The sequence below is a fragment of the Elioraea thermophila (ex Habib et al. 2022) genome, assembly GCF_003336755.1.
GTDB lineage: Bacteria > Pseudomonadota > Alphaproteobacteria > Acetobacterales > Acetobacteraceae > Elioraea > Elioraea thermophila.
On sequence record NZ_QMDI01000002.1, the window covers coordinates 619,511 to 646,441 of the forward strand.

Sequence of the window (26,931 nt, forward strand, 5' to 3'; positions counted from 1 at the left end):
CGCGGCGAACCGACCCACCCATCTTCCAGCGGTGCTCCGCCGGGCCACCGAGACCAAAACGAGCCAGGACGGGGAATTCTTGCCGGAGACGTGCTCCGCCCGCCCCGCACGCCCCGCCGCGTCTAGCGAAATGGGGTCCGAGCCAGAGCGCGGGCTGCCGCCGTCCGACGCGCAAGAGCCAACCGAAACATCACGCTCGCCAGCGGCGCCGGCGGCAACCATCGATCCCGCCCCGGTCACTGCCGCCCTGGAGCCCAGTCCGCCGGCAGCGACCGAGACGGCTCGGTTCCTCCAAGCGGGGGAAACGTCGGATCGGCTCGTCGGGCTGCCGCTCACTGTCTCCGAGGCGACGCGGCGGACACCCGCTCTCACGCCGCCCGGCGGCGCCTCCGTCGCCAACGGTGATCCGGACCACCATGCTCTCGACCCGACCACGGACGTATTCAGGGGTTCGGCCGCCGACGATCCTGGAGCTGACGCAAGTGACGAGCCACCGACACCACCTGGCCGGAGCGGCGACGAGCCGGTCATCGCTGGCGGTGCGAAGTCTTCCCGCGGGACCGACTTCGTGCCCGGGGCGGGAACCGAGGGGGCAGGGCTGAACGTCGCGCTGCCCGCAGGAGGACCGGGGGCGATCAACACCCTCCCGCTGGCAACCGCGACCCTTTTCCCCGCCCCGACGGATCCGTCCGCCCCCACGGTTCTGCAAGCGGCGCGGGCTCCCGACCGCCCCGTCATCCCTCCTGCCCTGCAACTGGCACCGATCGTCATCACCCTCTCCGCACTCGACCAGGGCGCGGCAACGCGGCTGACGCTGACCCTCGAGCCGGAGGAGCTCGGTCGGATCGAGGTCGCCGTCGAACGCACTGGCGAAGCGCGGCTCGCCATCACGGTGGTGGCGGATCGACCAGAGACGCTGCATCTGCTGCAGCGCGATTCCGCCCTGCTCGACCGCGCGCTGGCGCAGGCCGGGGTCGGCGCGGAAGGCCGTAGTCTCGCTTTCGCCTTCGGTGGGTCCGGTGGGCGTGGCGACGATCGGCCGGGCCGGCCCAGTTCGCGCGAAGAACCGGCTGGTGATGCCGCGGCGGAGGCCGCTCAGCCCACCCCCGTACGCACGCTGCTTGACCTCGCGGTCTGAACGGAGACGGATGCCATGACCACCCCTGCCGCCACCCTGACGCCGACCGAGCGCGTGCAGAACGCGATCGCCTCGCGCCGGCAGATCGCTTCGAATTTCCAGGACTTCCTCAGGCTTCTCACCACCCAGCTGCGCAACCAGGACCCGACCGCGCCGCTCGACACCAATCAGTTCACCCAACAGTTGGTGATGTTCGCCCAGGTCGAGCAGCAGCTCGCCACCAACCAGAGCCTCGAACGGCTGATCCGGCTGCAGGAGACGTCGCAACTCACCGCTCTGACGCCCCTGATCGGCCGGCTGGTGGAAGCGGAGTCCGGCTCGATCGTGCTGCAGGACGGGACGGCGCGCGGCGCTTACGTGCTGCGTGCGGACGCCACCGCAACGACCATAACGATCCGCGACGCCTCGGGACGCATCGTCGCCCAATCGCCCGGGCAGACCCGCGCCGGCCGCCATGAGATCGCCTGGGATGGCCGCGACCTGGTCGGCCGCCGGCTGCCCGATGGGGCCTATACGATCCGGGTCGAGGCCTCGTATGGCTCGACCATTGAGGCCGTGCCCACCACCGTGATCGGCCGCATCACGGGGGCGGAACGGGCCGATGGCGGGTTGAAGCTCACAATCGGGCGGCTCGCGATCGAGCCCGGCGCGATCCGGTCCGTAACGCCCGACCGCTGAGCGCCCGGAGGAAGGGGACACGGCTCTGCAGGCAAGATTTTCCACTGGGCAAGTTTTGCCGCGTTAACTCTGCCGCAACACCTTTCCTCCACGCTTGCGTGTGATCGCGCCGCGCCACCGACCAGGCGTCAGCGGGCGCAGCGCACGAGGGAGCGAAGGTGCCTTGAACGGTCTGCTCATCGGGCTGAAGACACTGGGGCCCGTCCGGCTCGCGGTTCTCGGCGCGGTCGGCGCGGTGGTGCTGGGCGTCATTCTGTTCCTGGCGGTCCGCGCCAGCGAGCCGCCGCTGGCGCTGCTTTATGGTGAGCTCGACCAGCGGGACGCCGCTCAAATCGTGCAGGCACTGGAACGCCAGCGCGTGCCTTACCGCCTCGCGGGCAACGGCACGCAGGTTCTCGTCCCGGTCGATCAAGTGCCTCGTCTGCGTCTGGCGCTCGCTGCCGAAGGGCTGCCGGCGGGCGGCTCGGTGGGCTACGAAATCTTCGACCGTTCGGATGGCCTGACGGCCTCTTCCTTCCAGCAGGAAATGAACCGGCTGCGCGCGCTCGAGGGCGAACTGGCGCGGACCATCCGCTCGCTCTCCGGCGTGCGCGCCGCTCGCGTCCACCTCGTCTTGCCAAGGCGGGATCCCTTCTCCCGCCGCGAGGCCGACGCTCAGGCCTCGATCGTGCTGACCATGAACGGGGTGCAGCGTCTGGATCGGGAACAGGTGCAGGCGATCGTTCATCTGGTCGCCGCCGCCGTGCCCGGCCTGAAGCCGCAGAACATCTCGGTGATCGACAATCGCGGCTCGCTGCTCGCCCGCTCGGGCCAGGCGGTCGGCGGGCTTGGTCTTGCGCTGAATGCCGAGGAACTGCGTCGCGCCCACGAACTCCGCCTCGCCCGTGCGGTCGAGGAGATGCTTGAGCGCACCGTCGGCGTCGGACGGGTGCGCGCCGAGGCGACGGTCGAGATGGATTTCGATCGGTTCACGGAGAGCCGCGAAAGCTTCGACCCCGATCAGCAGGTCGCCCGCTCGGTCCACAGCGTGACCGAGGAAAGCCGCACGGTCGATCGCGCGGAGAATGTCACCGTCGGCAACAATCTGCCGAATGCGCAGCCGCAAGGGAGCCAGGGCGGGTCGCAAGAAAGTCGAACGGAAGAGACGACGAACTACGAGATTGGCCGGGTACTTCGCCAGATCACGCGCGACACGCCGACCGTTCGCCGCCTCTCCATCGCCGTGCTGGTGGACCACGCTCCGGTCGCGGGCGGCGAGCCACGCCCGCGCACGGCGGAAGAACTTGACCGCTTGGCAGCCCTTGTTCGATCCGCCGTGGGCTTCGATGAAACGCGTGGCGATCGCGTGGAGATCGTCAATCTGCGGTTCGCCGACGCGGACGGTACGGCGTCTGCCGAAGAGAGCCTGTTCGGCCTGCCGATCGGTCGCGCCGAGCTCGTGCGACTGGTCGAGACGCTTGTCTTCGGCATCGTCGCCTTGCTCGCGCTCCTGCTCGTCGCGCGCCCGCTCGCCGGCCGTGCTCTGGAGCGGATCGGCCGTCCCGGTTCCGAGCCCGCCGGCGCCCTGCCCGCGACGGGCGGCACGGTCGCTGCTCTTCCGGGCCCGAGCGGGATCACGACCCCAATCGCTTCGACCGACACAACACCGCAGATCGCGGCCGCCGGTGACACGCTCGGCGCTCCGCCGGAACCCGAGAGCATGATCAACGTCGCCAACATCGAAGGAAAGATGCGCGCTTCCTCGATCCGTCGCATCGCCGAACTGGTGGAAAAGCACCCGGAAGAGGCAGTCGCCGTGGTGCGCAGCTGGATGGCGCAGGAGAGCTGAGCGATGGCCCGCGTGCGCGACGATTATCGCAGTCTGACGGGGGCGCAGAAGGCCGCCGTGCTGATGCTGACCCTGGGCGAGGAGAACGCCGCCAAACTCTTCGCCCAGATGCACGAGGACGAGATCAAGGAGGTTTCCGCCGCCATGGCCACCCTCGGCCCCGTCGCGGCCTCCGTGGTGGAAAGACTGTGCCAGGAGTTCGCCAGCCAAATCAGTGCGGCGGGCAATCTGGTGGGCACGTTCGAGAGTACGGAACGGCTGCTGCTGAAGACGCTGCCGCGCGACCGTGTGACGCAAATCATGGAGGAGATCCGCGGCCCTGCCGGCCGCACGATGTGGGACAAGCTCGGCAACGTCAACGAGGTGGTGCTCGCCAACTACCTGAAGAATGAATACCCCCAGACGGTCGCCCTCGTGCTTTCCCGCATCAAGCCGGACCACGCCGCCCGGGTGCTGCAGCTCCTCCCGGAGGCCTTCGCGATGGAGGTGATCATGCGCATGCTGCGCATGGAAGCCGTGCAGAAGGAGATCCTGGAGGGCGTCGAGCGCACACTCCGCCAGGAATTCATGTCGAACCTTGCGCGTACGCAACGCCGCGACGCGCACGAGGTGATGGCGGACATCTTCAACAATCTCGATCGGTCCGCCGAGGCGCGCTTCCTCGCCGCCCTCGAGGAGCGCAATCGCGATGCCGCCGAACGCATCAAGAGCCTGATGTTCACCTTCGATGACCTGACGCGCATCAACAGCCAGGGCATCCAGCTTCTCATGCGTTCGGTCGAGAAGGAGAAGCTCGCGCTCGCGCTCAAGGGCGCCTCCGACACCATCAAGGAGCTGTTCTTCAGCAACCTTTCCGAGCGCGCCGGAAAGATGCTGCGGGAAGACATCGAGGCCCTCGGACCAGTTCGCCTGAAGGACGTGGAGGAGGCGCAGGCGAGCATCGTCGCAACCGCGAAGGATCTCGCGGCGAGCGGGCAGATCGTCCTCTCGGACGGTCGCGAAGAGGAACTGGTGTATTGACATGACCGAGCGCCCCGCCGTGCCAGCAGCCGCACGACCGCGTCCCGTCCCGCTCTCCGCGCTCGTCACCCGACCCGCCCCGGCGGCGGAACGGCCGCGTCGCGTGCTGTTCGGGGAGAGCTTCGACCCCGCTCCGCCGCCCCCGGCCGCAGCGCCGGAGCCGGAGATCATTGCGCCCTCGTTCACGCTTGAGGACTTGGAGCTTGCCCGCGCCGATGCCTTCGCCGAGGGCCGTAAAGCCGGCATGGCCGAAGCGCAGGCAAGCGTGGCGGCCCGGCATTCGGCAGCGCTCGAGGCCTGCGTCACAGCCATCGGCGAGAGCGTGGCCGAAGCGCGCAGAGCAGCCGACGCCACCGTGGCCGCCCTTGGCCGTGCCGTGTTCGACAGTTTTGCAACTCTCCTTCCCAACTCCGCACAGACACTGCTCGCGGACCGCGTCGAGCGACTGGTTGGCGAACTCCGCGCAAGCCTCGGTGCAGAGGTTGCTCTTCTGGTACGCGCGGCACCGGACGTCGCCGATGCGATCGCCAGCGCCCTCGAACGCGTGCGGCACCGCGAGGGCCCGACCCTCCCCACAAAGCTCGAAGTTGACTCCTCGTTGCCTGCGACGGCCGTGCGCATCGCTTGGTCTTCCGCCGAGGCGGAGATCGATCTGGCAACAGTCGCCGAAGCGCTGCGTCGGATCCTCGCCGATCTCCTCCCCAACTCCCCAGCGACGACCCTGAATGCGGAGTGAAGCCATGAGCAATGAACCCTCGATCGAGCTGAAGGACCTCGACCCGTCGCTTCCCACTCCCGCCGGCACCGGCGATCCGCCCATCCAAAGATCGGCTCGGGACCTCGAGGCGGTCTACGACATTCCCGTCCAGGTCTCGGCTGTTCTCGGCAAATCGGTGATGCAGGTGAGCCAGCTGCTGAAGCTCGGACGCGGTGCAGTGGTCGAACTCGACCGTAAGCTCGGCGAGGCGATCGACATCTACGTCAACAACCGCCTCGTCGCGCGCGGTGAAGTTGTGATGGTCGATGACGACCGTCTCGGCGTGACGATGACCGAGATCGTCAAGGGTGATCGCGGCGTGTGACCGCCGACAGGGTGACGGACAGGGAGCATCTCCACATGCGCGTGATGATCGTCGGATCGATGGCCGCGGAGCTGGGTGAAGCGGCGCGCATCGCGATCGCCCGCGGCGCGAAGATCGCGCAGGCGGACGACGTTCCTTCGGCGCTGGCCGAACTGCGCAGCGGCCGAGGCGCCGACGTCGTCTTGTGCGACGTACAGCTTCCGATCGAAGACCTGATCACGCAAATGACGTCCGAGCGGATTGCGGCACCGGTCATCGCCTGCGGCACGCGCTCCGATGCGGTGCGGGCTGCCGCCGCGATCCGAGCCGGCGCACGGGAATATCTGCCACTACCGCCCGATGCCGAATTGATCGCCGCCCTGCTCGAGACCCTCGGCGGCGATGGCCGGGCACCCGTTGCCGTCGATCCCGCCATGGTTGCCACGCTGCGGCGGGCCGAGCAGATCGCGGCCTCAGACGCCTCGGTCCTGATCCGGGGCGAGAGCGGAACCGGGAAGGAAGTCCTCGCGCGCCACATCCATCGCCGTTCGCGCCGGGCTGCCGGTCCCTTCATCGCCGTCAACTGCGCCGCAATCCCGGAGAACCTCCTGGAAAGCGAGCTGTTCGGCCACGAGAAAGGCGCGTTCTCGGGCGCGATCGCTCGCCGGATCGGGCGTTTCGAGGCTGCGGATGGCGGGACTCTCCTGCTCGACGAGATCAGCGAGATGGACGTCCGCCTTCAGGCGAAGCTCCTGCGCGCGATCCAGGAACGCGAGATCGACCGTCTCGGCGGCACCGAGCCGGTGAAGGTGAACGTGCGCATCCTGGCGACCACGAACCGCCCCCTCGAAGCCGAGGTGCGCAAGGGAACGTTCCGCGAGGATCTCTATTTCCGGCTGAACGTCATCACCCTCACCCTGCCTCCTTTGCGCGAGCGGCCGCGCGACATCGTCCCGCTCGCCGAAATGTTCGCCCGCCGGTACGCGGAGGTGAACGGCCTGCCGCATCGGCCACTTTCGGCAGAGGCGAAGCGGCTGCTCGAAGCGCAGCCTTGGCGCGGCAACGTGCGCGAGCTCGAGAACACCATCCATCGCGCGGTCCTGCTCGCCTCCGGCGACGTGATCGACGTGGACGCGATCGAACTCCCCGTCGCCGAGGCGGCAATCAGCACCTCTGCGGGCGGCCCCGCCATCACGCGAGGGCCAAGCACTGCCAGCATCGCCCCAGCACCTGGCGCCGCAAGCCTCGTCGGTCGAACCGTCGCCGACGTCGAGCGCGATCTGATCCTGGAGACGCTCACGCACTGCCTCGGCAATCGGACCCACGCCGCCGCATTGCTCGGGATTTCGATCCGCACCTTGCGCAACAAGCTCCGCGAATATTCAGCCGCGGGCGTCAAGATCCCGGCCGCGCCGAATGCCGTCGGCGTGGCTGACCGCGTGCCAGCCTGACACCATCGCGCGGAGACGACGGGTCCGACGCGATGGCAGGCGAGGTTCAGGCGAGCGCGCCCCTGACCGCGGTGCTCGGTCGGCTGAACGCCGTCCGCCCCGGGTCGGACGTGCTGATGGCGGCGGGCGTCGGGCTGCTCGTCGTCATCCTCGTCGTGCCTCTGCCGACGATCCTGCTCGATTTCGGCTTGGCCCTCTCCCTTACCGCCTCCATCCTCGTGCTGATGACGGCCGTGCTGATGCAGAGGCCGCTCGACTTCACGTCGTTCCCCACGGTGTTGTTGATCACCACCCTGCTCAGGCTGGGGCTGAACATCGCGTCGACGCGATTGATCCTCAGCGCCGGGCATGAAGGGCCGCAGGCAGCCGGCGCTGTCATCGCGGCATTCGGCGGCTTCCTGATGGCAGGTGACGTGGTGATCGGGTTGATCGTGTTTGCGATCCTCGTGCTCGTGAACTTCGTCGTCATCACCAAGGGCTCCGGGCGGATCGCGGAAGTGGCGGCCCGCTTCAGCCTGGACGCGATGCCGGGCAAGCAGATGGCCATCGATGCCGATCTTTCCGCAGGATTGATCGACGAGGCGGGGGCACGAGCACGCCGCAAGCAGCTCGAGGAGGAGAGCGCATTCTTCGGCGCCATGGACGGTGCGGCGAAGTTCGTGCGCGGCGACGCCATCGCCGGCCTGGTCATCACCCTGATCAACATCCTCGGCGGGCTCGCGCTCGGCATGGGTCGTGCCGGCATGCCACTGGCCGAAGCCGCGCGCACCTACACGCTGCTCACCATCGGGGACGGCCTGGTCAGCCAGATCCCTGCCCTCCTCGTCTCCACAGCGGCGGGCATCGTCGTCACCAAGGCGGGGGTGGATGGGGCGACGGATCAGGCGCTGGCGCGCGAACTTGCTGGTTCGCCAAAACCACTCGCGCTCGCTTCCGCCGCCGCGGGCGCCCTCGCCCTTCTGCCCGGTCTGCCGGCGTTGCCGTTCCTTCTCCTCGCTGGCGCCGCCGGCGCCGCGGCGTGGGCCCGGCATCGTGCGCAGGGATCCGTCGAGCCCACGGCGGCGGAGCATGCGGCGGCTCAGCCGGAGACATCGACCCCGGTCGACGATCCCGCGCAAGTGCTCCGCATCGACGCGGTTCGCCTCGAACTCGGTTACGGACTGCTGCGTCTCGCCACCGGCGAAGCCGGGCAGCGCCTGACGGAGCAGATCCGGGCGCTTCGCCGAAGCCTGGCTCAGGAGTTCGGCTTCGTTCTTCCCCCCGTGCGCATTCAGGACAATGTTCAGCTGCCGCCGAACACCTACGTGGTGCGCCTGAAGGAGATCGAGGCGGGACGTGCCGAGCTGCGCCCGACGATGCTCCTTGTCATGGATGCGACCGGCGCACCGGTGCAGCTTCCCGGCGAACGGACGACGGAGCCCGCCTTCGGCCTGCCCGCGGTGTGGGTCGACGAGACCCTTCGCGACGAAGCGCAGGCGCGCGGCTACACCGTCGTCGACCCGGCCTCCGTCCTGGTCACGCACCTCACCGAACTGGTGCGCGATCACTTGGCCGAGCTCCTCTCCTTCGCAGACACCCAGAAGCTGCTCGACGAGCTGCCGCGCGAGCACCAGAAGCTCGTCTCCGATCTGGCCGCGCAACAGGTTGGGACCGGAACGATCCAGCGCGTTCTGCAGGCCCTTCTCGCCGAGCGGGTCTCCATCCGCGATTTGCCGACCATTCTCGAGGGCATCCTGGAGGGCGCGCCGTCCGCGAGAGGTTTCCCCGCCCTTCTCGCCACGGTGCGCATGCGGCTGGCGCGGCAGATCACGGACAGTCTTACCGGTCCGAAGGGGTATGTGCCGCTCATCACCCTGTCGGCCGAATGGGAGCGCGCCTTCGCCGAGGCGCTCACCGGCCCGGCGGAAGACCGTCAGCTCGCCATGGCTCCCTCCAAGCTGCAGGAGTTTCTCACCCGTCTGCGCGATGCCTTCGACCGCGCCGCGGCGGCGGGCGAGCAGGCTGCACTGCTCGTCAGTCCGCATTTGCGACCGCACCTGCGCGCGGTGATCGAGCGGTTCCGGCCGGCCACGCCGGTGCTCAGCCAAGCCGAGATCCATCCTCGCGCGCGGGTCCGGACCGTGGGATCAATCTGAGCAATGCGGCTGCGCGTCTTCCACGCCCCGACCTCCGCGCAGGCCCTGGCGCGCGCCCGCGCGGAACTGGGAGAGGACGCGTTCATCCTCTCCACCCGACGCAGCGCAGGCGGGGTGGAAGTCACCGCAGCACTGCCGGATGCCGACGAACCGCCGCCGCTGTCGCCGGCTCCGCCCGCGAGGGAGGCAGCGCACGCCACCAAGGAGGCTTCAGCCCTTCGCGCCCACGGGGTGCCACAGCAGTGTCTGACGCGCCTGCCTGCTGGACAACCGCTCGCAGCGGCCATGGCGCGGGCGTTCCGTTTCGCCCCGCTCCCGCTGGAGCCCGGCCGCGTGCTCATCCTCTGCGGTCCGCCTGGTGCCGGCAAAACCCTCACCACCGCGAAGCTCGCCACCCGGCTTCGCCTTGCCGGGATCAGCCCGACCGTGATCGCCGCCGACGGCCGCCGCGCCGGCGCCGTCGACCAGCTTGCTGCGTTCACCCGTCTGCTCGGCCTCAACCTTGTCGTCGCGCCGGACATCCCGCGGCTGGCCAAGGCGATTGCGCGACGCGCCCCGGCGACGCCGACGCTGGTCGACTATGCCGGAACCGATCCGTTTTCCGAGCCGGACGGCACTGAACTCGCCGCTGTCATTCAGGCCTTCGATGCCGAAGCGGTGCTCGTGCTCCCGGCGGGAAGCGATGCCGAGGAGGCCGGCGAAATCGCCGCGGCCATGTCGGCCCGGGGGGTTAAACACCTGTTGCCGACCCGGCTCGACCTCGCGCGCCGCCTGGGCGCCGTCGTGTCCGCCGCCGCGGCGGGGCTCGCCCTCGGCGAGGGCGGCATCGGTCCCGGCGCCGCCGACGGCCTCGTTCCCCTCGACCCCGAGACCCTCGCCAACTGGCTCCTTTCGCCGCCGGCCGAGCGGCGGAGCGCACGACCGGAGCTTGCCGCATGATCGAGCGATCCCGACTTCTCCCACGGCCTCCAAGGCTGCTCGCCATCGCTTCCGGCAAGGGCGGGGTGGGTAAGACTTGGCTTGCGATCAGCCTCGCTCAGGCGCTGGCCGCGCAGCGGGTCCGCGTGCTGCTGGTGGACGCCGATGTCGGCCTCGCCAACGTCGACGTGCAGCTCGGCCTTGATCCGAAGCGCGACTTGTCCGCCCTGCTGCGCGGCGAGCCGATCGGCGCCTGCATCACGCCCCTGCCTGATCTCGGCTTCGACGTCGTCGCCGGTCGTTCCGGCTCCGGCCTGCTCGCGGGGGCTGACGAAACGACGGGAGAGCGGATCATCACCGCGCTCGCGGCCCCCCTTCCCTACGATCTCGCCATCCTCGATCTCGGAGCGGGAATCGAGCGCCTGCAGCGCCACCTCGCCGCCTCGGCCGACACGCTCCTCGTACTCACCACCGACGAACCGACCGCGCTGACCGACGCCTACGCGTGCCTCAAGCTCGCCACGCTGGACAACCCGAACGGCGATCGTCGGATCGTCGTCAACTTCGCCTCCTCGCGCAGCGCCGGCGAGCGCACCGCCTCGATCCTGCAGAAATCCTGCGCCCGCTTCCTCGGCACGACGCCGCCGCTCGCCGGCATCATTCGGCGCGATCCCCGCGTTCCGGACGCCATCCGTCGCCAACAGGCCTTCCTGACTCGCCATCCGACGAGCGACGCCGCACGCGACGTCGAGGCCCTCGCTGCAGCGCTCGCGCCAGTGCCGGCGTGACCGTGCCCGGTGGGTGGGAATCCGCTTACCCCAGCACACGATAGACGGTCGTTTCGCGCTCTTCTCGATCCTCGAGATCCCGGCTCACCCGCACCCGAAAGCGCGTGAGCGGCACCAAGCCCTCGCGCGGCAGATAGGCCCGACCCGGGTCGGCGAGCAGAACCACCGCCCCTCGGCCGGCGGCAGCCCGGAGCCAGGGCCAGACGCGCGATGTCATCGCGCGCTCGTAACAGACATCGCCGGCGAGAATGACCTCGGCCGACGGTTCCCCATGCAGCGGATCGCCGAGGGCGACCTCCACCGCGACACGGTTCAGTGCGGCATTTGCGGCGATCGCCGCCGCGGCGAGCGGGTCGATCTCAGCCGCGGTGACACGGGCGGCTTTGGCCCGCGCCGCCGCGATCGCCGCCACGCCGCAGCCCGCGGCGAGGTCGAGCACCGTCCGCCCCTCGACCATGGCCGGCTCATCGAGCACGAGGCGGGCGAGTGCCTGCCCCCCTGGCCACGCAAAGGCCCAATAGGGCGGTTCGACACCTTCCCGCGCCAGCCAAGCTTCCGTCGCCTGCCAGATCGGCATCATCCGGTCGGCGAGGCGCAGCGCGATTTCGGGTACCAGCGGGGGGTGGAGGATGCGGGTGTGGCGCTCGACGAACGCGGCCGCCCGTTCGGGCGTCATGCCACCCGGCCGGCGATGACCGCCGCCGCGATCACGAGCCCGACCTCACGGTTGGCACGGAACAGGCGACCGCAGAGCGGCGCATCGCGGATGTCGAGCACGACCACCTGGCGGGCGAGCAGCAGCGCCGCCGCCGCCAGCACCACGTAGAACCAGACCGAAAGCCCGGCGAGTATGCCGGCAGCAGCGATCAGCGCGACCGCGGCCCCGTAGCAGACGGCGAGGAACGGCCGCGTGGCGTCACCGAACAGGAGTGCGGTCGAGCGTACGCCGATCAGCGCATCGTCATCCCGATCCTGATGGGCGTAGATCGTGTCGTAACCGAGGGTCCAGAAGAAGGCGCCGGCATAGAGCACCAGGGCCGCGGCGTCGACCGTCCCGGTCGCCGCCGCGTAGCCCATCGGAACGCCCCAATTGAAGGTCAGACCGAGGAAGGCCTGCGGCCACCACGTGATCCGCTTCATCGCCGGATAGATCGTCACCGGAATGAGCGAGGCGATGCCGAGCACGATCGCCAAGGGATGGAGCTGGATCAGGACGGCGAAGCCGATCGCCAGCAGGAGGGCGAGCAAGCCCATGGCCCGCAGCGGATCGACCGCGCCGGAAGCGAGCGGTCGCGCGGCGGTGCGTGCGACGAGGCGATCGATGTCGCGATCCCACAGATCGTTGATGACGCAGCCCGCCCCGCGCATGACCACCGCACCGAAGGCGAACAGCGCGACCAGCCAAGGATCGGGCCATGGTGTGCCGCCGAGCGCCAGCCCCCAGAGCCCCGGCAGGAACAGGAGCCACGTGCCGATCGGCCGATCGAGCCGCATCAGCAGCGCATAGGGGCGAAGCCCCGAGGGCAGCGCCCCGACAAGGCCACCGATCCGGATGTCGCTCGCCTGCACCGTGCCGTTCATCGCCCCTATAGTCTCGGCATGATCCCCCACCCGACAACCCGGTCGTGACCGAGCCGCGGCTGTTCGTCGCCAGCCCCCTGGCCGAGGGGGCAGCAATCCGGCTCGACGAGTCGCAGGCGCACTATCTCGCCACCGTGCTGCGGCGCAACCCCGGGCAGACAATGCGCCTGTTCAACGGCCGCGATGGCGAGTGGCGAGGGCGCATTACCACCCTCTCGCGCCGCGGGGGCGAGGTGCTGCTCCTCGCCCGCATTCGGGAGCAAACCAGCGAGGATGGCCCGATCCTGCTCGCTCCGGTCCTGCGCCGCGAGACCACCGAGTGGATGGTGGAGAAGGCGACCGAACTCGGTGCGGCCGCCATCCTGCTCACCACCAGTGCCCGCAGTGCGGTGACGCGGACCAACCCCGCCCGCTTGGCGGCGATCGCAACCGAAGCCGCGGAACAGTGCGGCCGTCTCACCGTGCCGCGGATCGATCCGCCCCAAGCCCTGGAGCGGCGCTTGGCCAACTGGCCGGCCGAGAGGAAGCTCGTCGTCTGCGACGAGACCGGCACCTCGCCGCCGCTCGCCGCGCTCCTGGCTGCCGCCGAGCGCTCACCTCGCCCGCCCGCCATCCTGGTCGGACCCGAAGGCGGCTTCACGCCGGGCGAACTTGACCGGCTGCGCGATCTCCCCTTCTCTCTGCCGGCCTCGCTCGGTCCCCGAACCTTGCGCGCGGAGACGGCGGCACTGGCGAGCCTCGCGCTCGTCCAGGCGCTGGCGGGAGACTGGCGAAGCCCGCAGGCTGCCGGCCTGTCCGTCCCGTCGTAACGCCTTGCGAAAGGAACCCGCATGTCCGGCCCCTCGGAGGGTGACGCGACCCCGATCACCTCTGTCCGCCAACTCGTCGAGTACGTGGCGGGTGGGGCGAAGCCGCGCGCGCAGTGGCGGATCGGCACCGAGCACGAGAAGTTCGTGTTTCGCCGCGCCGACCTCTCCCCCCCGCCCTATGACGGCCCGGACGGCATCCGCGCCCTGCTCGAGGGCCACCTTGCACATGGTTGGCAGCCGGTACGGGACGGGGCGAACGTCGTCGGTCTCGCACGCGGGCGGGCGAACATCAGCCTCGAGCCGGGCGGCCAGTTCGAGCTTTCCGGCGCGCCGCTGACCGATCTGCACGAAACGAAGGCCGAACTCGAGCTTCACCTCGCCGAGGCGCGCTCGGTCGCCGACCGCTTGGGCCTCGGCTTCCTCCCCTTGGGCTTCCACCCGCTGGCGACGCGCGAGGCGATGCCGTGGATGCCGAAGAGCCGCTACGCGATCATGCGCCGCTACATGCCGAGCAAGGGTCGTTTGGGTCTCGACATGATGCTGCGCACCTGCACGGTGCAGGTGAACCTCGATGCCGAGAACGAGGCCGACATGGTCGAGAAGTTCCGCATCGGGCTCGCGCTGCAGCCGGTGGCGATCGCGCTGTTCGCCAACTCCCCCTTCACCGAGGGCAGGCTCAACGGCTACCGCAGCTATCGTGCCCAGGTGTGGACCGATACCGACCCGGACCGGTGCGGCATTCCGTCGGTCGTGTTCGAGGAGGGCTTCGGCTACGAGCGCTGGGTCGAGTGGGTGCTCGACGTGCCGATGTATTTCGTGCAGCGGCAGGGCCGGTACTTCGACGTCGCGGGGCGGAGCTTCCGCGACTTTTTGGCGGGGCGTCTTGCTGCCGAAACGGAAGGCGCCACACCGACCATCGGCGACTTCGCCGACCACCTGACCACCGTGTTCACCGAGGTCCGCCTCAAACGCTACCTCGAGATGCGCGGGGCGGATGCCGGCTCGCCCGCCATGACCTTGGCGCTGCCCGCACTCTGGGTCGGGCTCCTCTATGATCGCGGCGCGCAGGGCGAGGCGGCGGCGCTGATCCGCGATCACCCTTGCCGCGACTGGCAGACGCTGCACCGGGAAGTGCCGAAATTCGGCCTCGAGGCGCCCTTTTGCGACACCACCGTGCGGTGGCTCGCGCGCGAGATGGTCGCGATCGCCCACCGTGGCCTGCGCGCCCGCGGCTTGGGCGAGGAAATCTACCTCGCGCCGCTCGAGGAAATCGTCGCCTCGGGCCGCAGCCAGGCGGACCACTGGATTGCGCGGTGCAACGAGGCCTGGGGCGGCGAGGTGCGCCGGGTGTTCGAAGAGGCCGCCCTCTAAACGGGCCCCGGTCAGTCGCCGCTGCCAACCCGCCGGAGCGGAGACGCCTCAGGTTGCGCCAGCACACGCTCCGCCGGCAGGCTCAGCACCGCGGTCGTGCCCCGCCCGGGCTCGCTCTCCAGCTGCAGCGTGCCGCCATGCGCCACCATCAGGGCGCGGGACAGGAACAGGCCGAGCCCTGATCCCGGATAACGGCGGGCAAGCGAGGAATCGACCTGCGTGAAGGGTTGGAAGATCCGCGCAAGATCGGCCTTGGCGATGCCGATCCCGGTGTCGATGACACGCAGCTCCACCCCGCCGTCGGCGGTGCGGCCGCCCTCGATGCGGACCGATCCGCCGGCGCGGGTGAACTTGACGGCGTTGGAGAGAAGATTGAGCAGCACCTGGCGCAGCCGCCGTTCATCGCCGCGCACGTGAGGCAAAGCCGGATCGAGCGCGAGGCTCAGCGCCACGCCGGCGGCGCGCGCGGCGGGTTCGAGCAGCCGACGGGCCGCTTCCGCGACGCGCAGGAGATCCACCGTGTCCTCGGCGAGATCGAGCCGGCCCGCCTCGATGCGGGCGACGTCGAGGATGTCGTTGATCAGCGCGAGCAAATGGCGGCCAGCCTCGTTGATGGCCGAGGCGTATTCCTCGATCCGTGCCGGGTCGCGGCGGGCAGCCTCGTGCAGCAGCGCCTCCGAGAAGCCGATGACGGCATTGAGGGGGGTGCGCAGCTCATGGCTCATGGTGGCGAGGAATTGGCTCTTCGCGCGGCTCGCCGCCTCCGCCTCGTCGGCCGCCCGGCGCAACGCCGCTTCGGCAGCCTTCTGCTCCGTCACGTCCGTCCAGGTCAGCACGAAGCCGCCATCCGGCGTGGGGTCCGAGCGCACCTCGAGGATCCGTTGGTCCGGGCGCGTATGCCAGGTGACGGTGGGAACCGAGGGATCGGGGACGAGCAGGCTTGCATCCGGCGTGCCTTCCCCGGCGGAGCGCGGGTCGAGCAGACGAGCGAGTTCCTCCAAGGTCCGGCCGGGGCGAAGCACCTCGGGCGAACGGCCGAGCAGTTGCGCAGCGACCCGGTTGGCGGCGACGATGCGCCGGTCGCAATCGAAGAGGCAGATGCCATGCCGGATGTGCTCCAGCATGGTGTCGAGCACGGCGGCGCGCCGCATCGCTTCCTCTTCGGCCTCGACCACCGGCGTGATGTCGGTGACCACCGAGATGTGGCCGCCGTCCGGCAGCGGCGCTGTGCGCACGTCGATGGCGGTGCCGTTCGGGCGCACCCGGCGGCGACGCTGCGGCCGCGTGATGTCGCGGGCGAGTTCGCGTCGAACGATGTCCTCCACATCGCCCGGCCCGTACTCGCCCGCCGCAGCCCGCCGCCGAACCACCTCCTCGACACTTTCGCCGATGCTGATCGGCGCTCCGGCCATGATCTGGCTGTAGGCCGGGTTGACCATCGCGAGACGTCGGTCGGGGCCGTAGACTGCGACACCGTGCGGCAGAGCGCTCAGGATCGCCTGCAGCAGGCCAGCCCGCTCCTGCGCCTGCGCTTCAGCGACGGCGAGCGCGGTGATGTCGTTCGCCGACACCATGAACCCGCCATCCGGCAGGGGAACGGAGGCGAGGTCGAGCACGGTCCCGTCCGGGCGTCGGCGCCGTCGCGTGCGCGGCACTGAACGGTCCGCTGCCAACATCTCAGCCACGTAGGCCCAGGGGTCGGAGAAGGCGGAGAATTCGCCGGCCCGCGCCAAATGCTCCAACATGGCCGCGAAGCCGAGCCCGGGGCTGAGGAACCCCGCTGGCAGGCCGACCAGCTCCTCGAAGCGGCGGTTGAACAGCACGATCCGCCGGTCCGGCCCGAACACGCAGACCCCGGTGCGCAGACGCGACAGCACGGTGTCGAGGCGCTCCGCCTCCTGTCGCGCGTGTGCCTCCGCTTCGACGATCGGAGTCACATCGACCGAGCAGACGACGTGCCCACCGCCTGGGATCGGCTCGCTGCGGATCTCGTAGGTCCGCCCCGACAGCGGGTGACGGCGTGTCCAGCGCAGCGGCCGGCTGCGATCGACGGCCAGTCGCGCCGCCACCACCGCCTCGGCGTCAGCCACCTCGCCGTACCAACCGGCGGCGACCAAAAGACGGACGACGTCCGCAAGCGCGAGGCCCGGCACGAGCCGCTCGGGCTCGAGGCCCGCCTCGAGGGCGTAGGTCCGATTCGCCCAGATGAGCCGCTTCTCGGCATCGAACACGCAGATGCCGACGGGGAGCCGATCGAGCGTGTCGCGGAACAGACGTTCCGAGCGGGCCGTCGCGCGCGCGGCCTCGATCTCGGCCGTGACCTCGCGCCCGACCCCGCGGTAGCCGCGGAAGCGGCCGTCGCGGCCGAAGACCGGCACGCCGCTGACCCGCACCCAGATCGGCCCTTGTGCTGCGTTGGCGCGGTAGACGAAGTCGCGGAAGGGACGCTGCGCGGCGAGGTCGGCGCGGTGCGCGGCCCAGGCCTCCTCGTCGCCCTCCTCGCGCAGCGCGTGCTCCTCGCGCGTTCGGCCGAGCAGCGGATCGTTCGGCCGCTGCGTCAGCGCGCGTGCCCCCTGTCCGGGCTCGCGCACGGAGATGAAGGTGAAGCGCAACTGCTCGTCTTGTTCCCAGAACCAGTCGCCGGAGGCCTCGGTGAAGTCGAGCAGGCGCTTCTCGCGCTCGGCCAGCGCCTCGTAGGCGGTCTGCAGGGCGACGAGTTCGGCCCGAAGACGAGCGGCCTCCTGTTCGCTCACGCCCCCTCGCGACGGATGGTACCGAGCCGATCGAGCGCGTTGACGAAGGCGGCCAGGACGAGCACGGCCATCGTCTGATGCAGTGTACCGAGCCCGACCGGCACAACCCAAAGCAGTGTCGCCACACCCACAGCATACTGCACTGCGACCAGCCCGGCGAAGAGGAGAACCGGGCCGCGCGCCTCCGATTCCGAGCCGCGAAGGGCACGCCAGGCGAGAACGAGCGCCCCGAGGAGCGCGAGTGTGGCGAGAAGGCGGTGATTGAACTGAACGGCGGCGAGGTTTTCGGTCAGGTTCAGCAGCCAGGGCGACAGGTCACCGTACCCTGCCGGAACCAGCCTCCCGTCCATCAGCGGGAACGTGTTGTAGGTGAAGCCGGCGCGGGTGCCGGCGACGAAGCCGCCTGCCAGCATGGTCAGGATCGCGAGCACGCCGACCGCGATGGTGCCGCGCCTCAGCCACGGCTCGGCCGGAGTGGAAGGAGCGGGACGAAGCAAGGAGAGCGCGGTCGCCAGCAGCAGCGCGAAGATGAAGAACGCCATGCCGAGATGGATCACCAGCCGGTAGGGCGAGACGGCGGTCCGGTGTTCGAAGAAGCCCGAGGCGACCATGAACCAGCCGAGGAAGCCCTGAAGCCCGCCCAGGGCGAACAGCAATAGCAGGCGCGGCAGCAGAGCGCGGCGAATGCGACCCGACGCCCACAGCCACACGAGGCCCCCGGCGAACACCACGCCGATCAGCTGGCCCCAAACGCGATGGACGTATTCGAGCCAGAAGATTCGCTTGAACCCCTCGAGCCCGAAGCCCTGATTGACCAGGCGATACTGCGGGATGGTGCGGTAGAGGTCGAACAGGCGCTGCCATTCGGCCTCGGAAAGGGGCGGAAGCCAGCCGGTGAGCGGCCGCCATTCCATGATCGAAAGCCCGGAGCCGGTGAGCCGGGTGGCACCGCCGAGCGCGACCATGACGACAACCATGGCGGCAACGAGGAGAAGCCAGAGCCCGACGGCGCGGTCGCCGGGTGCAGCCGCACCCTTCACCTGCCCGGTGGCGAGGGGGGGTGCCGTGGTGTCGAAGGGCATCTCTCGGAGGTCCTCGGCCGTGCGGGAAGGGCCACACGCCGCGCGTGCGGGCGGTCTGATCCGCGGCGGGCATCGCCTTGCCGCCCCCTCCCCCCTCTGGTATGGCCGGATCGCGCCAGGACGCAAGCGTCGCCCCCGTCGGCACGCGCCTCTGCCCGCGCGGCGCGCGCCAACGATGCCCGACACCGTTCCCCGCACCGCCGCCAGCGCCCAGGACCAGTCGATCGGCCAGGCCGGTCCGGCCGCACCGCGCGCCGCGGCTGAGGCGCCCCTCCTCTCCGTGGTGGTGCCGGTGCGCAACGAGGGCCCCAACATCGCGCCCCTGATCGCCGAAATCCGTGCCGCCGTGGCCGGGCTTGGCCCCTACGAGATCGTCTATGTCGATGACGGATCGACCGACGAGACGGCGGCCGAGTTGGCGCGCGCGGCCGCCGCTGGTGACGTGGTCCGGCGGCGCCATCGCGTCTCCTGCGGTCAGAGCGCGGCGATCATCACCGGGGTGAAGGCGGCCCGCGGCGCCTGGATCGCCACCCTCGACGGCGACGGCCAGAACGACCCCGCCGACATTCCACGCCTGTTCGCCCTCGCCCTGGCCGAGGCCGAACGCGACCCGGCCCCCGTCCTCATCGCGGGACATCGCGTCAACCGCAAGGACACGCGGCTCAAGCGCATCACCAGCCGGATCGCCAACACGGTGCGGGCGCGGCTGCTCGGTGACGCCACGCCGGACACCGGCTGCGGGTTGAAGGTCTTCCGCCGCGCCGACTTCCTCGACCTGCCGCGCTTCGACCACATGCACCGCTTTCTGCCGGCCCTCTTTCTGCGCGCCGGGGGGCGCGTGCTGAGCGTGCCGGTGAACCACCGCCCGCGGGTGCGCGGACGCTCCAACTACGGTGTGTTCGACCGCGCTTCGGTCGCGCTCTTCGACCTGATCGGCGTGATGTGGTTGAAGCGACGAGGCAAGCGGCCCGAGATCGAAATCCTGCCGGGGCCGGATCAGGCGTGAAGGCGATCCTGCTGCGTCTGTGGAAGCCGGCCGCCCTGATGGCGGGGCTCGTGCTGGCGGGCGTACTCCTGCGCGAGGGTCAGGCGCAGGGGCTGCTCGAGCCGGGGGTGCTCGACCGCGTGCTCGGTCTGTGGGGGCTGCCGCGCGGGCTCACCTTCGTCGCTCTCGGCGCCGCTGCCTGCGCCGTCGGCGTGCCGCGTCAGGTGGTCGCCTTTGCCGGCGGCACCGCCTTCGGCGCGCTGGTCGGCGCCCAGCTTTCGCTCCTCGCCATGCTGTTGGGGGCGGCGGCGAGTTTCTTCTACGCGAGAGCGATCGGGCGGGAGTGGGCGCGGCGACGGCTCAAAGGAGGCTTCGCCCGGCTCGACCGCTTCCTGGCCGAGAACCCCTTCACCGCCACCCTCACGCTCCGGCTCCTGCCGGTCGGCAACAACCTCGCGCTGAACCTGCTGGCCGGCCTGTCCGGCATCCCCGCGCTGCCGTTCTTCGCCGCTTCGGCGCTGGGTTACGTCCCGCAGACCGTGGTCTTTTCCCTATTGGGAAAAGGGGTTAGGGTCGACGGCGCAGTGCAGATCGCGGTCGGGGTGGCGCTGTTCGCCGTCTCCGGCGCCCTTGGCCTCGTTCTGCTCCGCCGCCACCGCCAGGCGCGCATGGTCGCCGAAGCGGGGCCGGAGGGCATCCTTGCGCCCACGGCAGGGATGCCGACCTACCGCGGGTGAGGCCCAGCTGGGGCCGTCGGACGAGGAGGTGCGTGCATGCGGACGGACGTGGCGATCGTCGGGGCGGGGCCTGCGGGGCTCTCGCTCGCCGCCTGTCTTGCCGGCAGCGGGCTCGGGATCGTGCTGGTCGAGCGGCAGCCCGAGACGGTGCTCGCCGACCCGCCCTTCGATGGGCGCGAGATCGCGCTCACTCACGCCTCGCAGGCGATGCTCGCCCGCCTCGGCGCGTGGGGACGACTGTCGGAGGCGGACATCGCGCCGATCGGCGAGGCGCGGGTGCTGAACGGTCACATGCCGCTCGCCCTTCGGCTGTCGCCGCCCGAGCGGGCCGGCGAGCCGCTGGGGTGGTTCGTGCCGAACCACGCCATCCGGCGCAGCCTGTTCGAGACGGTCGTCGCCCAGGGCGAGGCGCGGTTCCTGTGCGAGCGCAGCGCGGTCGGGCTCGAACTCGGCGGTCGCGAGGCGCGGCTCTCCCTCGATGACGGAAGCGCGATCGACGCCCGCTTGGTGGTCGCAGCCGACACGCGCTTCTCGATCTTGCGCGGGCTTGCCGGGATCGCCGCCGACCGCCTCGACTTCGGCAAGACCATGATCGTCGCCCGCGTGGAGCACGACCGGCCGAACGGGCGGGTGGCCACCGAATGGTATGCGCACGGCTACACCATCGCCATGCTGCCGCTGCGCGATCACGTCTCCTCCGCCGTGCTCACCGTCTCACCGGCGGAAGCCGCGCGGCTGATGGCGCTGTCCGACGAGGCCTACGGAGCGGAGGTCACCCGGCGCTACGAGGGACGGCTCGGACGCATGCGGCTCGTCTCGACCCGCCACCCCTACCCGCTGGTCGCCGTCTACGCCCGCCGCTTCGTCGCCCGGCGCTTCGCGCTCGCGGGCGACGCCGCGGTCGGCATGCACCCGACCACGGCGCACGGTTACAACCTCGGCCTGTCCGGCGCCTGGACGCTGGCGGAATGCCTGCGCGAGGCGGCCTCGCGCGGCGCCGACCCCGGCGGGGCACGTCCTTTGCTCGCCTACGCGGCGGCGCATCGCCGGGCAAGCCTTCCCATGTATCACGCGACGAACGCGATCGCCCGGCTTTACACCGACGAACGGGCGCCGGCGTTCCTGGCGCGTGCGGCCGTGCTGGCGGCCGGCGCAGCGCTCGCGCCTGTCCGGCGCGCCATCGTCGCCCGGCTGATGGCGCGGCCGCCGGCTCTCGCCGCGGCGTGAGCGGCCGGCCGGCGTGCACCCACCCATGCACGCCGCCCGCCCATCTCGCCTCACGAGCGCCCCGCGGCGGACAGCCGGGTTTACGGCACGAAGGCGGGCGACCAGTCGTCTCAGTGCAGCGTGAAGTGGCCGCCGGCGTAGCGCAATTCGGCGCCGCGGATCAGCCCCGCCGTCGCGACCGTCACCGAATGGAGCTTGCCCTCGATCTCGCGCTGCCAGAAGGCGAGGAAGCGGTTGAGCTCGGGGAAGTGGGGAGCGAGGTCCAGGTTCTGCCAGATGAAGGTCTGCAACAGCGAGGGATGGTCCGGCAGGTGGTAGAGGATCTTCGCGGTGGTCAGGCGATAGCCCAGAAGCTGCCGTTCGATCGCTGAGGTGGGCATTCGTCGTTCGTCTCCGTCTCCGTCGTCTCTCCGTGTCGGGTGGCGTGTCCTCCGCGTCCTCGTGTCGGAACGATGACACGGGATTGCTGAACGACCAATAAAAATCGTGTGGAATCAGGATCTTGGCAGCAGCGGCGGGCGAGTGCTGCCGGGGGTTGACGGGATCGGGCGACTCCCCTAGATCGCTGGCACTCGCGTGCGGGGAGTGCTAACAACTCCGGGGCCGCCCGGTCCCCTCCCCGGCGAGATCGCAACCTCACGTTGGCAAGCCACGGAGACGATCGATGAAGTTCCGTCCCCTGCACGATCGGGTGGTGGTGAAGCGCGTGTCGGCGGAGGAGAAGACCGCCGGCGGCATCATCATCCCCGACACCGCGAAGGAGAAGCCTCAGGAGGGCGAGGTGGTCGCGGTCGGCCCCGGCGCCCGCAACGAGAAGGGCGAGCTCGTGCCGCTCGAGGTGAAGGTCGGCGACCGCGTGCTGTTCGGCAAGTGGTCGGGCACCGAGGTGAAGATCGACGGCGAAGAGCTCCTGATCATGAAGGAGAGCGACATCATGGGCATCCTCGAGGATGCCAAGGCCGCGAAGAAGGCCGCCTGAGGTCGCCTCTCCGGCAACGCCGAGAACCACTCCTTAACGCAAACGAACGGGTAAGGAACCATGCCTGCGAAGGACGTGAAGTTTGGCGCCGAGGCGCGCCAGCGGCTTCTGCGCGGCGTCGACATCCTCGCTGATGCGGTGAAGGTCACGCTGGGCCCGAAGGGCCGCAACGTCGTCATCGACAAGAGCTTCGGCGCGCCCCGCATCACCAAGGATGGCGTGACGGTCGCCAAGGAGATCGAACTCGCCGACAAGTTCGAGAACATGGGCGCCCAGATGGTGCGCGAGGTGGCGTCGAAGACCAACGACGTCGCCGGTGACGGCACCACCACCGCGACCGTGCTCGCTCAGGCCATCGTGCGCGAGGGTGCGAAGGCGGTCGCCGCCGGCATGAACCCGATGGACCTCAAGCGCGGCATCGATAAGGCCGTCGCCGCGGTGGTCGAGGAGCTGAAGAAGCGCTCGAAGAAGATCACCACCTCGGCCGAGGTCGCTCAGGTCGGCGCCATCTCCGCCAACGGCGAGCGCGAGATCGGCGAGATGATCGCCAAGGCGATGGAGAAGGTCGGCAACGAGGGCGTCATCACGGTCGAGGAAGCGAAGGGCATCCAGACCGAGCTCGACGTCGTCGAGGGCATGCAGTTCGACCGCGGCTACGTCTCTCCGTACTTCATCACGAACGCGGAGAAGATGATCGCCGAGCTCGAGAACCCCTACATCCTGATCCACGAGAAGAAGCTCTCGGGCCTGCAGCCGCTGCTGCCGCTCCTTGAGGCGGTGGTGCAGTCCGGCAAGCCGCTGCTCGTCATCGCCGAGGACGTGGAGGGTGAGGCTTTGGCCACCCTCGTCGTCAACAAGCTGCGCGGCGGGCTGAAGGTCGCCGCGGTGAAGGCGCCGGGCTTCGGTGATCGCCGCAAGGCGATGCTCGAGGACATCGCCATCCTCACCGGCGGCCAGGTGATCAGCGAGGATCTCGGCATCAAGCTCGAGAACGTGACGCTGAACATGCTCGGCCGCGCGAAGAAGGTGATCATCGAGAAGGAGAACACCACCATCGTCGAGGGTGCCGGCAAGAAGTCCGACATCCAGGGCCGCTGCAACCAGATCAAGGCGCAGATCGAGGAGACCACCTCGGACTACGACCGTGAGAAGCTGCAGGAACGGCTCGCCAAGCTCGCCGGCGGTGTCGCCGTGATCCGCGTCGGTGGCGCGACCGAGGTCGAGGTGAAGGAGCGCAAGGACCGCGTGGACGACGCGCTGCATGCGACGCGCGCGGCCGTCGAGGAAGGCATCGTGCCCGGCGGTGGTGTGGCGCTCGCCCGCGCCTCGCAGATCCTCAGCAAGCTGAAGGTCGACAACGACGACCAGCGCTTCGGTGTGGACATCGTCCGTCGGGCGATCACCGCGCCGCTGCGCCAGATCGCGGAGAACGCGGGCGAGGACGGCCCGGTGATCCTCGGCAAGGTGCTGGACAACGACGACTACAACTGGGGCTATGACGCCCAGGCCGGCGAGTTCAAGGACCTCGTCAAGGCCGGCATCATCGACCCGACCAAGGTCGTGCGCACTGCGCTGCAGGACGCGGCGTCCGTGGCCTCGCTGCTGATCACCACCGAGGCGATGGTCGCCGAGCGGCCGGAGAAGAAGACGGCGCCGGCCGGTGGTGGGGGCGGCGGCATGGGCGACATGGACTTCTGATCGCCCACGACCGTTCGACCAAGTGCGATCTGCGGGGGCGCCTCTCGGGGCGCCCCCGTTTTCGTGTGCGGGTTTCTCGCCTCTCCCGCTTGACCTCAAGGGCGGAACCTGCGCCTACTCCCTCCCGCAATCGCGTTTGGCTCGCCTTGGCTTCCCGCACGTCCGGGTTCGCTTGGCTGACGAGGACCCGGTTGTCGGCGTGGAGCATTTCCGCTTCACGTCAACGTGCAGAAGCGAAGGAGGCCATCATGGCCACTGGTACCGTGAAGTGGTTCAACGCGACGAAGGGCTACGGCTTCATCGTCCCCGATGACGGCGGCAAGGACGTGTTCGTCCACATCACCGCCGTCCAGGCGGCAGGCTTGCGCGGCTTGAACGAGGGACAGAAGGTCAGCTTCGAGGTCTCGATGGAGCGCGGCAAGCCGGCCGCGGGAATGCTGCGCGCGATCTGAGCGCGCCTTCCCGCCACGACGAGGGGGCCGGCCCGCGAGGGTCGGCCCCTTTTCCTTCGCGTGGGCTTTCTGCCACACCGCGCGCATGTTCGATCTCGACGACCTCGAGTCCGCGCTCGCACTCATCCACCGTTTCGTTCCACCGACACCGCAATACGCTTGGCCGCTGCTGGCCGCGCGCGCGGGGTGCGAGGTCTGGCTCAAGCACGAGAACCACCTGCCCACGGGCGCATTCAAGGTACGCGGGGGCCTGGTCGCCCTCGCCCGTCTCGCCCGCGAACGGCCCGACCTCGCGGGCATCATCAGTGCGACGCGCGGCAACCACGGCCAGTCGCTGGCCTTCGCCGGCGCGCGTTTCGGCATCCCGGTCACCATCGTTGTCCCGCACGGCAATGCGGTGGAGAAGAACCGGGCGATGCGCGCCTTCGGCGCTGAGCTGATCGAGGCCGGAGAGGATTTCGACGCCGCCCGTGCGGAAGCGGAACGGCTCGCTGCCGAACGGAACCTGCTGTTCGTGCCGTCCTTCGCGTGCGACCTCGTGCTCGGCGTCGCGACCTACGCGCTCGAGTTCTTCCGTACCACGCCGGCGCTCGATGTCGTCTACGTGCCGATCGGTCTCGGCTCAGGTATCTGCGGGCTGATCCGCACGCGCGACCTGCTCGGCCTTGACACGGAGATCGTCGGCGTGCAGGCGGCGGGGGCCGATGCCTATGCACGCTCCTTCGCCGCCGGCCGAATCGTGACCACCGAGCGCGCCGACACGTTCGCCGACGGCATGGCCACCCGTATCCCCGATCCGGAGGCCTTCGCCATCATTCGCGCCGGCGCGGCGCGAATCGTCACCGTCACCGACGACGAGATCGCAGAAGCCATCCGTGCCCTGTGGACGGACACGCACAACCTTGCTGAAGGTGCGGGCGCGGCGGCCTTCGCGGCTTTGATGCAGGAGCGGGCCAAGCTCTCGGGCAGGCGCGCCGGCGCGATCCTGTGCGGCGGCAACATCGACCTTTCGGTGTTCCGCCACCGCGTGCTCGGCGCGCCGATGCCGGCATGACCCCGAGCCGGAGCCGCAGCAATCGGGGATTAACTTGATCGTGCGACTGTTGCCGCGTAGCAACCATGCTGCTTCGTTGCGCTCGGACTTGACCAGGCAACCCCAACGTCATGCCATCGTCCTCCAGCATCGCCGAAACGACCGGATCCGCCGCCACCGCGTCCAAGACGCAGGTCGTTACCTTCGCTGCGCGCTGGCGGTGGTATCGGCGCAAGCTCGGGCTTCTGGCCGAGCGGACTTTTCCGCCGCTCGAGCGGCTCCGCGAACGGAGGCGCCTGATCGGGCACTACACGCGGGCGCACGGCAAACCGCCGCGGCTCGACCCGCCCGTCACCTTCAACGAGAAGATCATCGCGGCGAGCCTGACCGACCACCATCCGCTGCTGGCCCTCTGCTCCGACAAGATCGCGGTGCGCGACTACGTCGCGTCCCGGATCGGCGCGGAATGGGTGCTGCCCCTCCTCGGCGCCTGGTGGCGGGCCGAGGACATCGACTGGGAGGCGCTGCCCGAGTCGTTCGTGCTCAAGCCCTCGCACAGTTCGGGCCAGATCCTGAAGGTCGAGGAGAAGGCGAGGCTCGATCGCGCTCGCGTCACCGCGACCCTTCGCGGCTGGCTCGCCCACGACTTCTACCGCCAGGGGCCGGGCGAGTGGCGCTACCGCGACATCCCGCCGCGCATTCTCGCCGAGCCGCTCCTGCCCAACGCCCCCGACGGCGGCTCGCCGCCGGATCATTCCGTGTTTGTGTTCAACGGCGAGCCGCGCTTCCTCAAGGTCGTCTGTGGTCGCCACGTGGGCGACACGAAACCGCGCGCCACGTGGTTCGATCTCGTGGCCCGCGAGCCCCTGCCGTTCCGGCACAACGGCCGCGAGCCGCTGACCGAGCGTATGCCCGCAGATTTCGACTGGGACGGCCTCGCGGCCCTCGCCCGACTTCTCAGCGCCGATTTCGATGCGATGCGGGTGGATTTCCTCTGGGTCAACGGTCGCCACTGGTTCGGCGAACTCACCCCGACCGACAATGCCGGCACCGGGCTCTTCGACCCACCGGAGCGGGACGAGATTGTTGGCCGTGCCTGGCCGCTGCGCGACGGCAAGGCTTACATCGTCCGCCCCGGCGTGCCGGCTCCACGCGGCTACCCTCCACAGCGACCCTGAGCCGACGCTCAAGTCGCCTCTTGGAACCG

General features: G+C 69.8%; 25 protein-coding genes. 20 read left to right on the forward strand and 5 right to left on the reverse strand.

Annotated elements, in window-relative coordinates; translation table 11 throughout:
- The first annotated feature begins 568 nt into the window (after positions 1-568).
- The 10 genes from DWB05_RS14605 to DWB05_RS04830 all read left to right on the forward strand — a co-directional run bounded on the left by DWB05_RS14605 (position 569) and on the right by DWB05_RS04830 (position 11,017).
- Positions 569-1,138, forward strand: coding sequence for a flagellar hook-length control protein FliK (locus tag DWB05_RS14605; RefSeq protein ID WP_157967081.1), 570 nt, complete (start codon positions 569-571; stop codon positions 1,136-1,138).
- Between the two features lie 15 nt (positions 1,139-1,153).
- Entirely contained in the window at positions 1,154-1,816 is a 663-nt protein-coding gene (locus tag DWB05_RS04790; protein WP_114375525.1) for a flagellar hook assembly protein FlgD, read from the forward strand.
- 100 nt (positions 1,817-1,916) lie between these two features.
- Positions 1,917-3,644 carry a flagellar basal-body MS-ring/collar protein FliF gene (fliF, locus tag DWB05_RS04795; RefSeq protein ID WP_232818385.1) on the forward strand — a complete coding sequence of 576 codons (1,728 nt, stop codon included), beginning with the start codon at positions 1,917-1,919 and terminating at the stop codon, positions 3,642-3,644.
- A 3-nt stretch (positions 3,645-3,647) separates the two neighbouring features.
- Positions 3,648-4,664 carry a flagellar motor switch protein FliG gene (fliG, locus tag DWB05_RS04800; protein WP_114375529.1) on the forward strand — a complete coding sequence of 339 codons (1,017 nt, stop codon included), beginning with the start codon at positions 3,648-3,650 and terminating at the stop codon, positions 4,662-4,664.
- Between the two features lie 103 nt (positions 4,665-4,767).
- The gene (locus tag DWB05_RS04805; RefSeq protein WP_157967082.1) at positions 4,768-5,400 is read left to right on the forward strand and encodes a FliH/SctL family protein; all 633 of its coding nucleotides are present in this window, start codon (positions 4,768-4,770) and stop codon (positions 5,398-5,400) included.
- A 4-nt stretch (positions 5,401-5,404) separates the two neighbouring features.
- On the forward strand, positions 5,405-5,746 hold the full coding sequence (gene fliN / locus DWB05_RS04810; RefSeq protein ID WP_114375533.1) for a flagellar motor switch protein FliN: 342 nt from the start codon (positions 5,405-5,407) through the stop codon (positions 5,744-5,746).
- A 35-nt stretch (positions 5,747-5,781) separates the two neighbouring features.
- On the forward strand, positions 5,782-7,176 hold the full coding sequence (locus DWB05_RS04815) for a sigma-54 interaction domain-containing protein (RefSeq protein ID WP_114375535.1): 1,395 nt from the start codon (positions 5,782-5,784) through the stop codon (positions 7,174-7,176).
- A 32-nt stretch (positions 7,177-7,208) separates the two neighbouring features.
- Complete coding sequence (gene flhA, locus DWB05_RS04820) at positions 7,209-9,311, forward strand: flagellar biosynthesis protein FlhA (RefSeq protein ID WP_114375537.1); 2,103 nt, start codon at positions 7,209-7,211, stop codon at positions 9,309-9,311.
- A gap of 3 nt (positions 9,312-9,314) precedes the next feature.
- Positions 9,315-10,250 carry a flagellar biosynthesis protein FlhF gene (locus tag DWB05_RS04825; RefSeq protein ID WP_114375539.1) on the forward strand — a complete coding sequence of 312 codons (936 nt, stop codon included), beginning with the start codon at positions 9,315-9,317 and terminating at the stop codon, positions 10,248-10,250.
- On the forward strand, positions 10,247-11,017 hold the full coding sequence (locus DWB05_RS04830; RefSeq protein ID WP_114375541.1) for a nucleotide-binding protein: 771 nt from the start codon (positions 10,247-10,249) through the stop codon (positions 11,015-11,017). Before DWB05_RS04825 ends, DWB05_RS04830 begins: the two co-directional genes overlap by 4 nt.
- Positions 11,018-11,042: 25 nt before the next feature.
- Here the strand turns inward: DWB05_RS04830 and DWB05_RS04835 are convergent, their stop codons facing one another.
- A complete protein-coding gene (locus tag DWB05_RS04835) occupies positions 11,043-11,693 on the reverse strand; it encodes a class I SAM-dependent methyltransferase (protein ID WP_114375543.1) in 651 nt (216 codons plus the stop codon).
- Positions 11,690-12,598, reverse strand: a complete 909-nt coding sequence (ubiA, locus tag DWB05_RS04840; RefSeq protein ID WP_114375546.1) for a 4-hydroxybenzoate octaprenyltransferase — start codon at positions 12,596-12,598, stop codon at positions 11,690-11,692. The genes DWB05_RS04835 and ubiA overlap by 4 nt, the downstream gene beginning before the upstream one ends.
- Before the next feature lie 44 nt (positions 12,599-12,642).
- Here ubiA and DWB05_RS04845 point away from each other — a divergent pair, with 44 nt between their 5' ends.
- Positions 12,643-13,407 carry a 16S rRNA (uracil(1498)-N(3))-methyltransferase gene (locus DWB05_RS04845; RefSeq protein ID WP_114375548.1) on the forward strand — a complete coding sequence of 255 codons (765 nt, stop codon included), beginning with the start codon at positions 12,643-12,645 and terminating at the stop codon, positions 13,405-13,407.
- A gap of 21 nt (positions 13,408-13,428) precedes the next feature.
- Positions 13,429-14,778, forward strand: a complete 1,350-nt coding sequence (locus DWB05_RS04850) for a glutamate--cysteine ligase (protein WP_114375551.1) — start codon at positions 13,429-13,431, stop codon at positions 14,776-14,778.
- Positions 14,779-14,789: 11 nt separating this feature from the next.
- On the opposite strand, the gene DWB05_RS04855 is transcribed toward DWB05_RS04850, so the two are convergent.
- Positions 14,790-17,531, reverse strand: a complete 2,742-nt coding sequence (locus DWB05_RS04855; protein ID WP_157967083.1) for a sensor histidine kinase — start codon at positions 17,529-17,531, stop codon at positions 14,790-14,792.
- Positions 17,528-18,613, reverse strand: coding sequence for a COX15/CtaA family protein (locus DWB05_RS04860; protein WP_114375555.1), 1,086 nt, complete (start codon positions 18,611-18,613; stop codon positions 17,528-17,530). The genes DWB05_RS04855 and DWB05_RS04860 overlap by 4 nt, the downstream gene beginning before the upstream one ends.
- A gap of 175 nt (positions 18,614-18,788) precedes the next feature.
- On the opposite strand from DWB05_RS04860, the gene DWB05_RS04865 reads away from it, so the two are divergent.
- Genes DWB05_RS04865 through ubiM form a run of 3 tightly spaced genes read left to right on the forward strand, consistent with a single transcriptional unit; the run spans position 18,789 to position 21,562 of the window.
- Positions 18,789-19,619 (forward strand): glycosyltransferase, encoded by an 831-nt coding sequence (locus tag DWB05_RS04865; RefSeq protein WP_114375557.1) that lies wholly within the window; start codon positions 18,789-18,791, stop codon positions 19,617-19,619.
- Positions 19,616-20,335 (forward strand): TVP38/TMEM64 family protein, encoded by a 720-nt coding sequence (locus DWB05_RS04870; RefSeq protein ID WP_232818386.1) that lies wholly within the window; start codon positions 19,616-19,618, stop codon positions 20,333-20,335. The genes DWB05_RS04865 and DWB05_RS04870 overlap by 4 nt, the downstream gene beginning before the upstream one ends.
- A gap of 36 nt (positions 20,336-20,371) precedes the next feature.
- On the forward strand, positions 20,372-21,562 hold the full coding sequence (gene ubiM, locus DWB05_RS04875) for a 5-demethoxyubiquinol-8 5-hydroxylase UbiM (RefSeq protein ID WP_114375559.1): 1,191 nt from the start codon (positions 20,372-20,374) through the stop codon (positions 21,560-21,562).
- Between the two features lie 110 nt (positions 21,563-21,672).
- Here the strand turns inward: ubiM and DWB05_RS04880 are convergent, their stop codons facing one another.
- Positions 21,673-21,942, reverse strand: a complete 270-nt coding sequence (locus DWB05_RS04880) for an usg protein (protein WP_114375561.1) — start codon at positions 21,940-21,942, stop codon at positions 21,673-21,675.
- A gap of 284 nt (positions 21,943-22,226) precedes the next feature.
- Here DWB05_RS04880 and groES point away from each other — a divergent pair, with 284 nt between their 5' ends.
- From groES to DWB05_RS04905, 5 genes are all read left to right on the forward strand, one after another.
- On the forward strand, positions 22,227-22,541 hold the full coding sequence (groES, locus tag DWB05_RS04885) for a co-chaperone GroES (protein ID WP_114375563.1): 315 nt from the start codon (positions 22,227-22,229) through the stop codon (positions 22,539-22,541).
- A 60-nt stretch (positions 22,542-22,601) separates the two neighbouring features.
- Positions 22,602-24,239: a chaperonin GroEL gene (gene groL, locus DWB05_RS04890; protein ID WP_114375565.1), complete on the forward strand. Its 1,638-nt coding sequence runs from the start codon at positions 22,602-22,604 to the stop codon at positions 24,237-24,239.
- 248 nt (positions 24,240-24,487) lie between these two features.
- The gene (locus DWB05_RS04895) at positions 24,488-24,691 is read left to right on the forward strand and encodes a cold-shock protein (RefSeq protein WP_114375567.1); all 204 of its coding nucleotides are present in this window, start codon (positions 24,488-24,490) and stop codon (positions 24,689-24,691) included.
- An 85-nt stretch (positions 24,692-24,776) separates the two neighbouring features.
- Positions 24,777-25,745: a threonine dehydratase gene (locus tag DWB05_RS04900; protein ID WP_114375569.1), complete on the forward strand. Its 969-nt coding sequence runs from the start codon at positions 24,777-24,779 to the stop codon at positions 25,743-25,745.
- 110 nt (positions 25,746-25,855) lie between these two features.
- Entirely contained in the window at positions 25,856-26,902 is a 1,047-nt protein-coding gene (locus DWB05_RS04905; RefSeq protein WP_114375571.1) for an ATP-grasp fold amidoligase family protein, read from the forward strand.
- Positions 26,903-26,931: the final 29 nt, after the last annotated feature.

Excerpts from the sequence above, each read along its gene's own strand:
- DWB05_RS04865 (WP_114375557.1), top strand. The coding sequence starts at position 18,789 with ATGCCCGACACCGTTCCCCGCACCGCCGCCAGCGCCCAGGACCAGTCG.
- fliN (WP_114375533.1), top strand. The coding sequence starts at position 5,405 with ATGAGCAATGAACCCTCGATCGAGCTGAAGGACCTCGACCCGTCGCTT.
- DWB05_RS04900 (WP_114375569.1), top strand. The coding sequence starts at position 24,777 with ATGTTCGATCTCGACGACCTCGAGTCCGCGCTCGCACTCATCCACCGT.
- DWB05_RS04850 (WP_114375551.1), top strand. The coding sequence starts at position 13,429 with ATGTCCGGCCCCTCGGAGGGTGACGCGACCCCGATCACCTCTGTCCGC.
- fliG (WP_114375529.1), top strand. The coding sequence starts at position 3,648 with ATGGCCCGCGTGCGCGACGATTATCGCAGTCTGACGGGGGCGCAGAAG.
- flhA (WP_114375537.1), top strand. The coding sequence starts at position 7,209 with ATGGCAGGCGAGGTTCAGGCGAGCGCGCCCCTGACCGCGGTGCTCGGT.
- ubiM (WP_114375559.1), top strand. The coding sequence starts at position 20,372 with ATGCGGACGGACGTGGCGATCGTCGGGGCGGGGCCTGCGGGGCTCTCG.
- DWB05_RS04815 (WP_114375535.1), top strand. The coding sequence starts at position 5,782 with ATGCGCGTGATGATCGTCGGATCGATGGCCGCGGAGCTGGGTGAAGCG.
- DWB05_RS04905 (WP_114375571.1), top strand. The coding sequence starts at position 25,856 with ATGCCATCGTCCTCCAGCATCGCCGAAACGACCGGATCCGCCGCCACC.
- DWB05_RS04835 (WP_114375543.1), bottom strand. The coding sequence starts at position 11,693 with ATGACGCCCGAACGGGCGGCCGCGTTCGTCGAGCGCCACACCCGCATC.
- DWB05_RS04860 (WP_114375555.1), bottom strand. The coding sequence starts at position 18,613 with ATGCCCTTCGACACCACGGCACCCCCCCTCGCCACCGGGCAGGTGAAG.
- ubiA (WP_114375546.1), bottom strand. The coding sequence starts at position 12,598 with ATGAACGGCACGGTGCAGGCGAGCGACATCCGGATCGGTGGCCTTGTC.
- groES (WP_114375563.1), top strand. The coding sequence starts at position 22,227 with ATGAAGTTCCGTCCCCTGCACGATCGGGTGGTGGTGAAGCGCGTGTCG.
- DWB05_RS04895 (WP_114375567.1), top strand. The coding sequence starts at position 24,488 with ATGGCCACTGGTACCGTGAAGTGGTTCAACGCGACGAAGGGCTACGGC.
- groL (WP_114375565.1), top strand. The coding sequence starts at position 22,602 with ATGCCTGCGAAGGACGTGAAGTTTGGCGCCGAGGCGCGCCAGCGGCTT.
- DWB05_RS04790 (WP_114375525.1), top strand. The coding sequence starts at position 1,154 with ATGACCACCCCTGCCGCCACCCTGACGCCGACCGAGCGCGTGCAGAAC.
- DWB05_RS04830 (WP_114375541.1), top strand. The coding sequence starts at position 10,247 with ATGATCGAGCGATCCCGACTTCTCCCACGGCCTCCAAGGCTGCTCGCC.
- DWB05_RS04880 (WP_114375561.1), bottom strand. The coding sequence starts at position 21,942 with ATGCCCACCTCAGCGATCGAACGGCAGCTTCTGGGCTATCGCCTGACC.
- DWB05_RS04825 (WP_114375539.1), top strand. The coding sequence starts at position 9,315 with ATGCGGCTGCGCGTCTTCCACGCCCCGACCTCCGCGCAGGCCCTGGCG.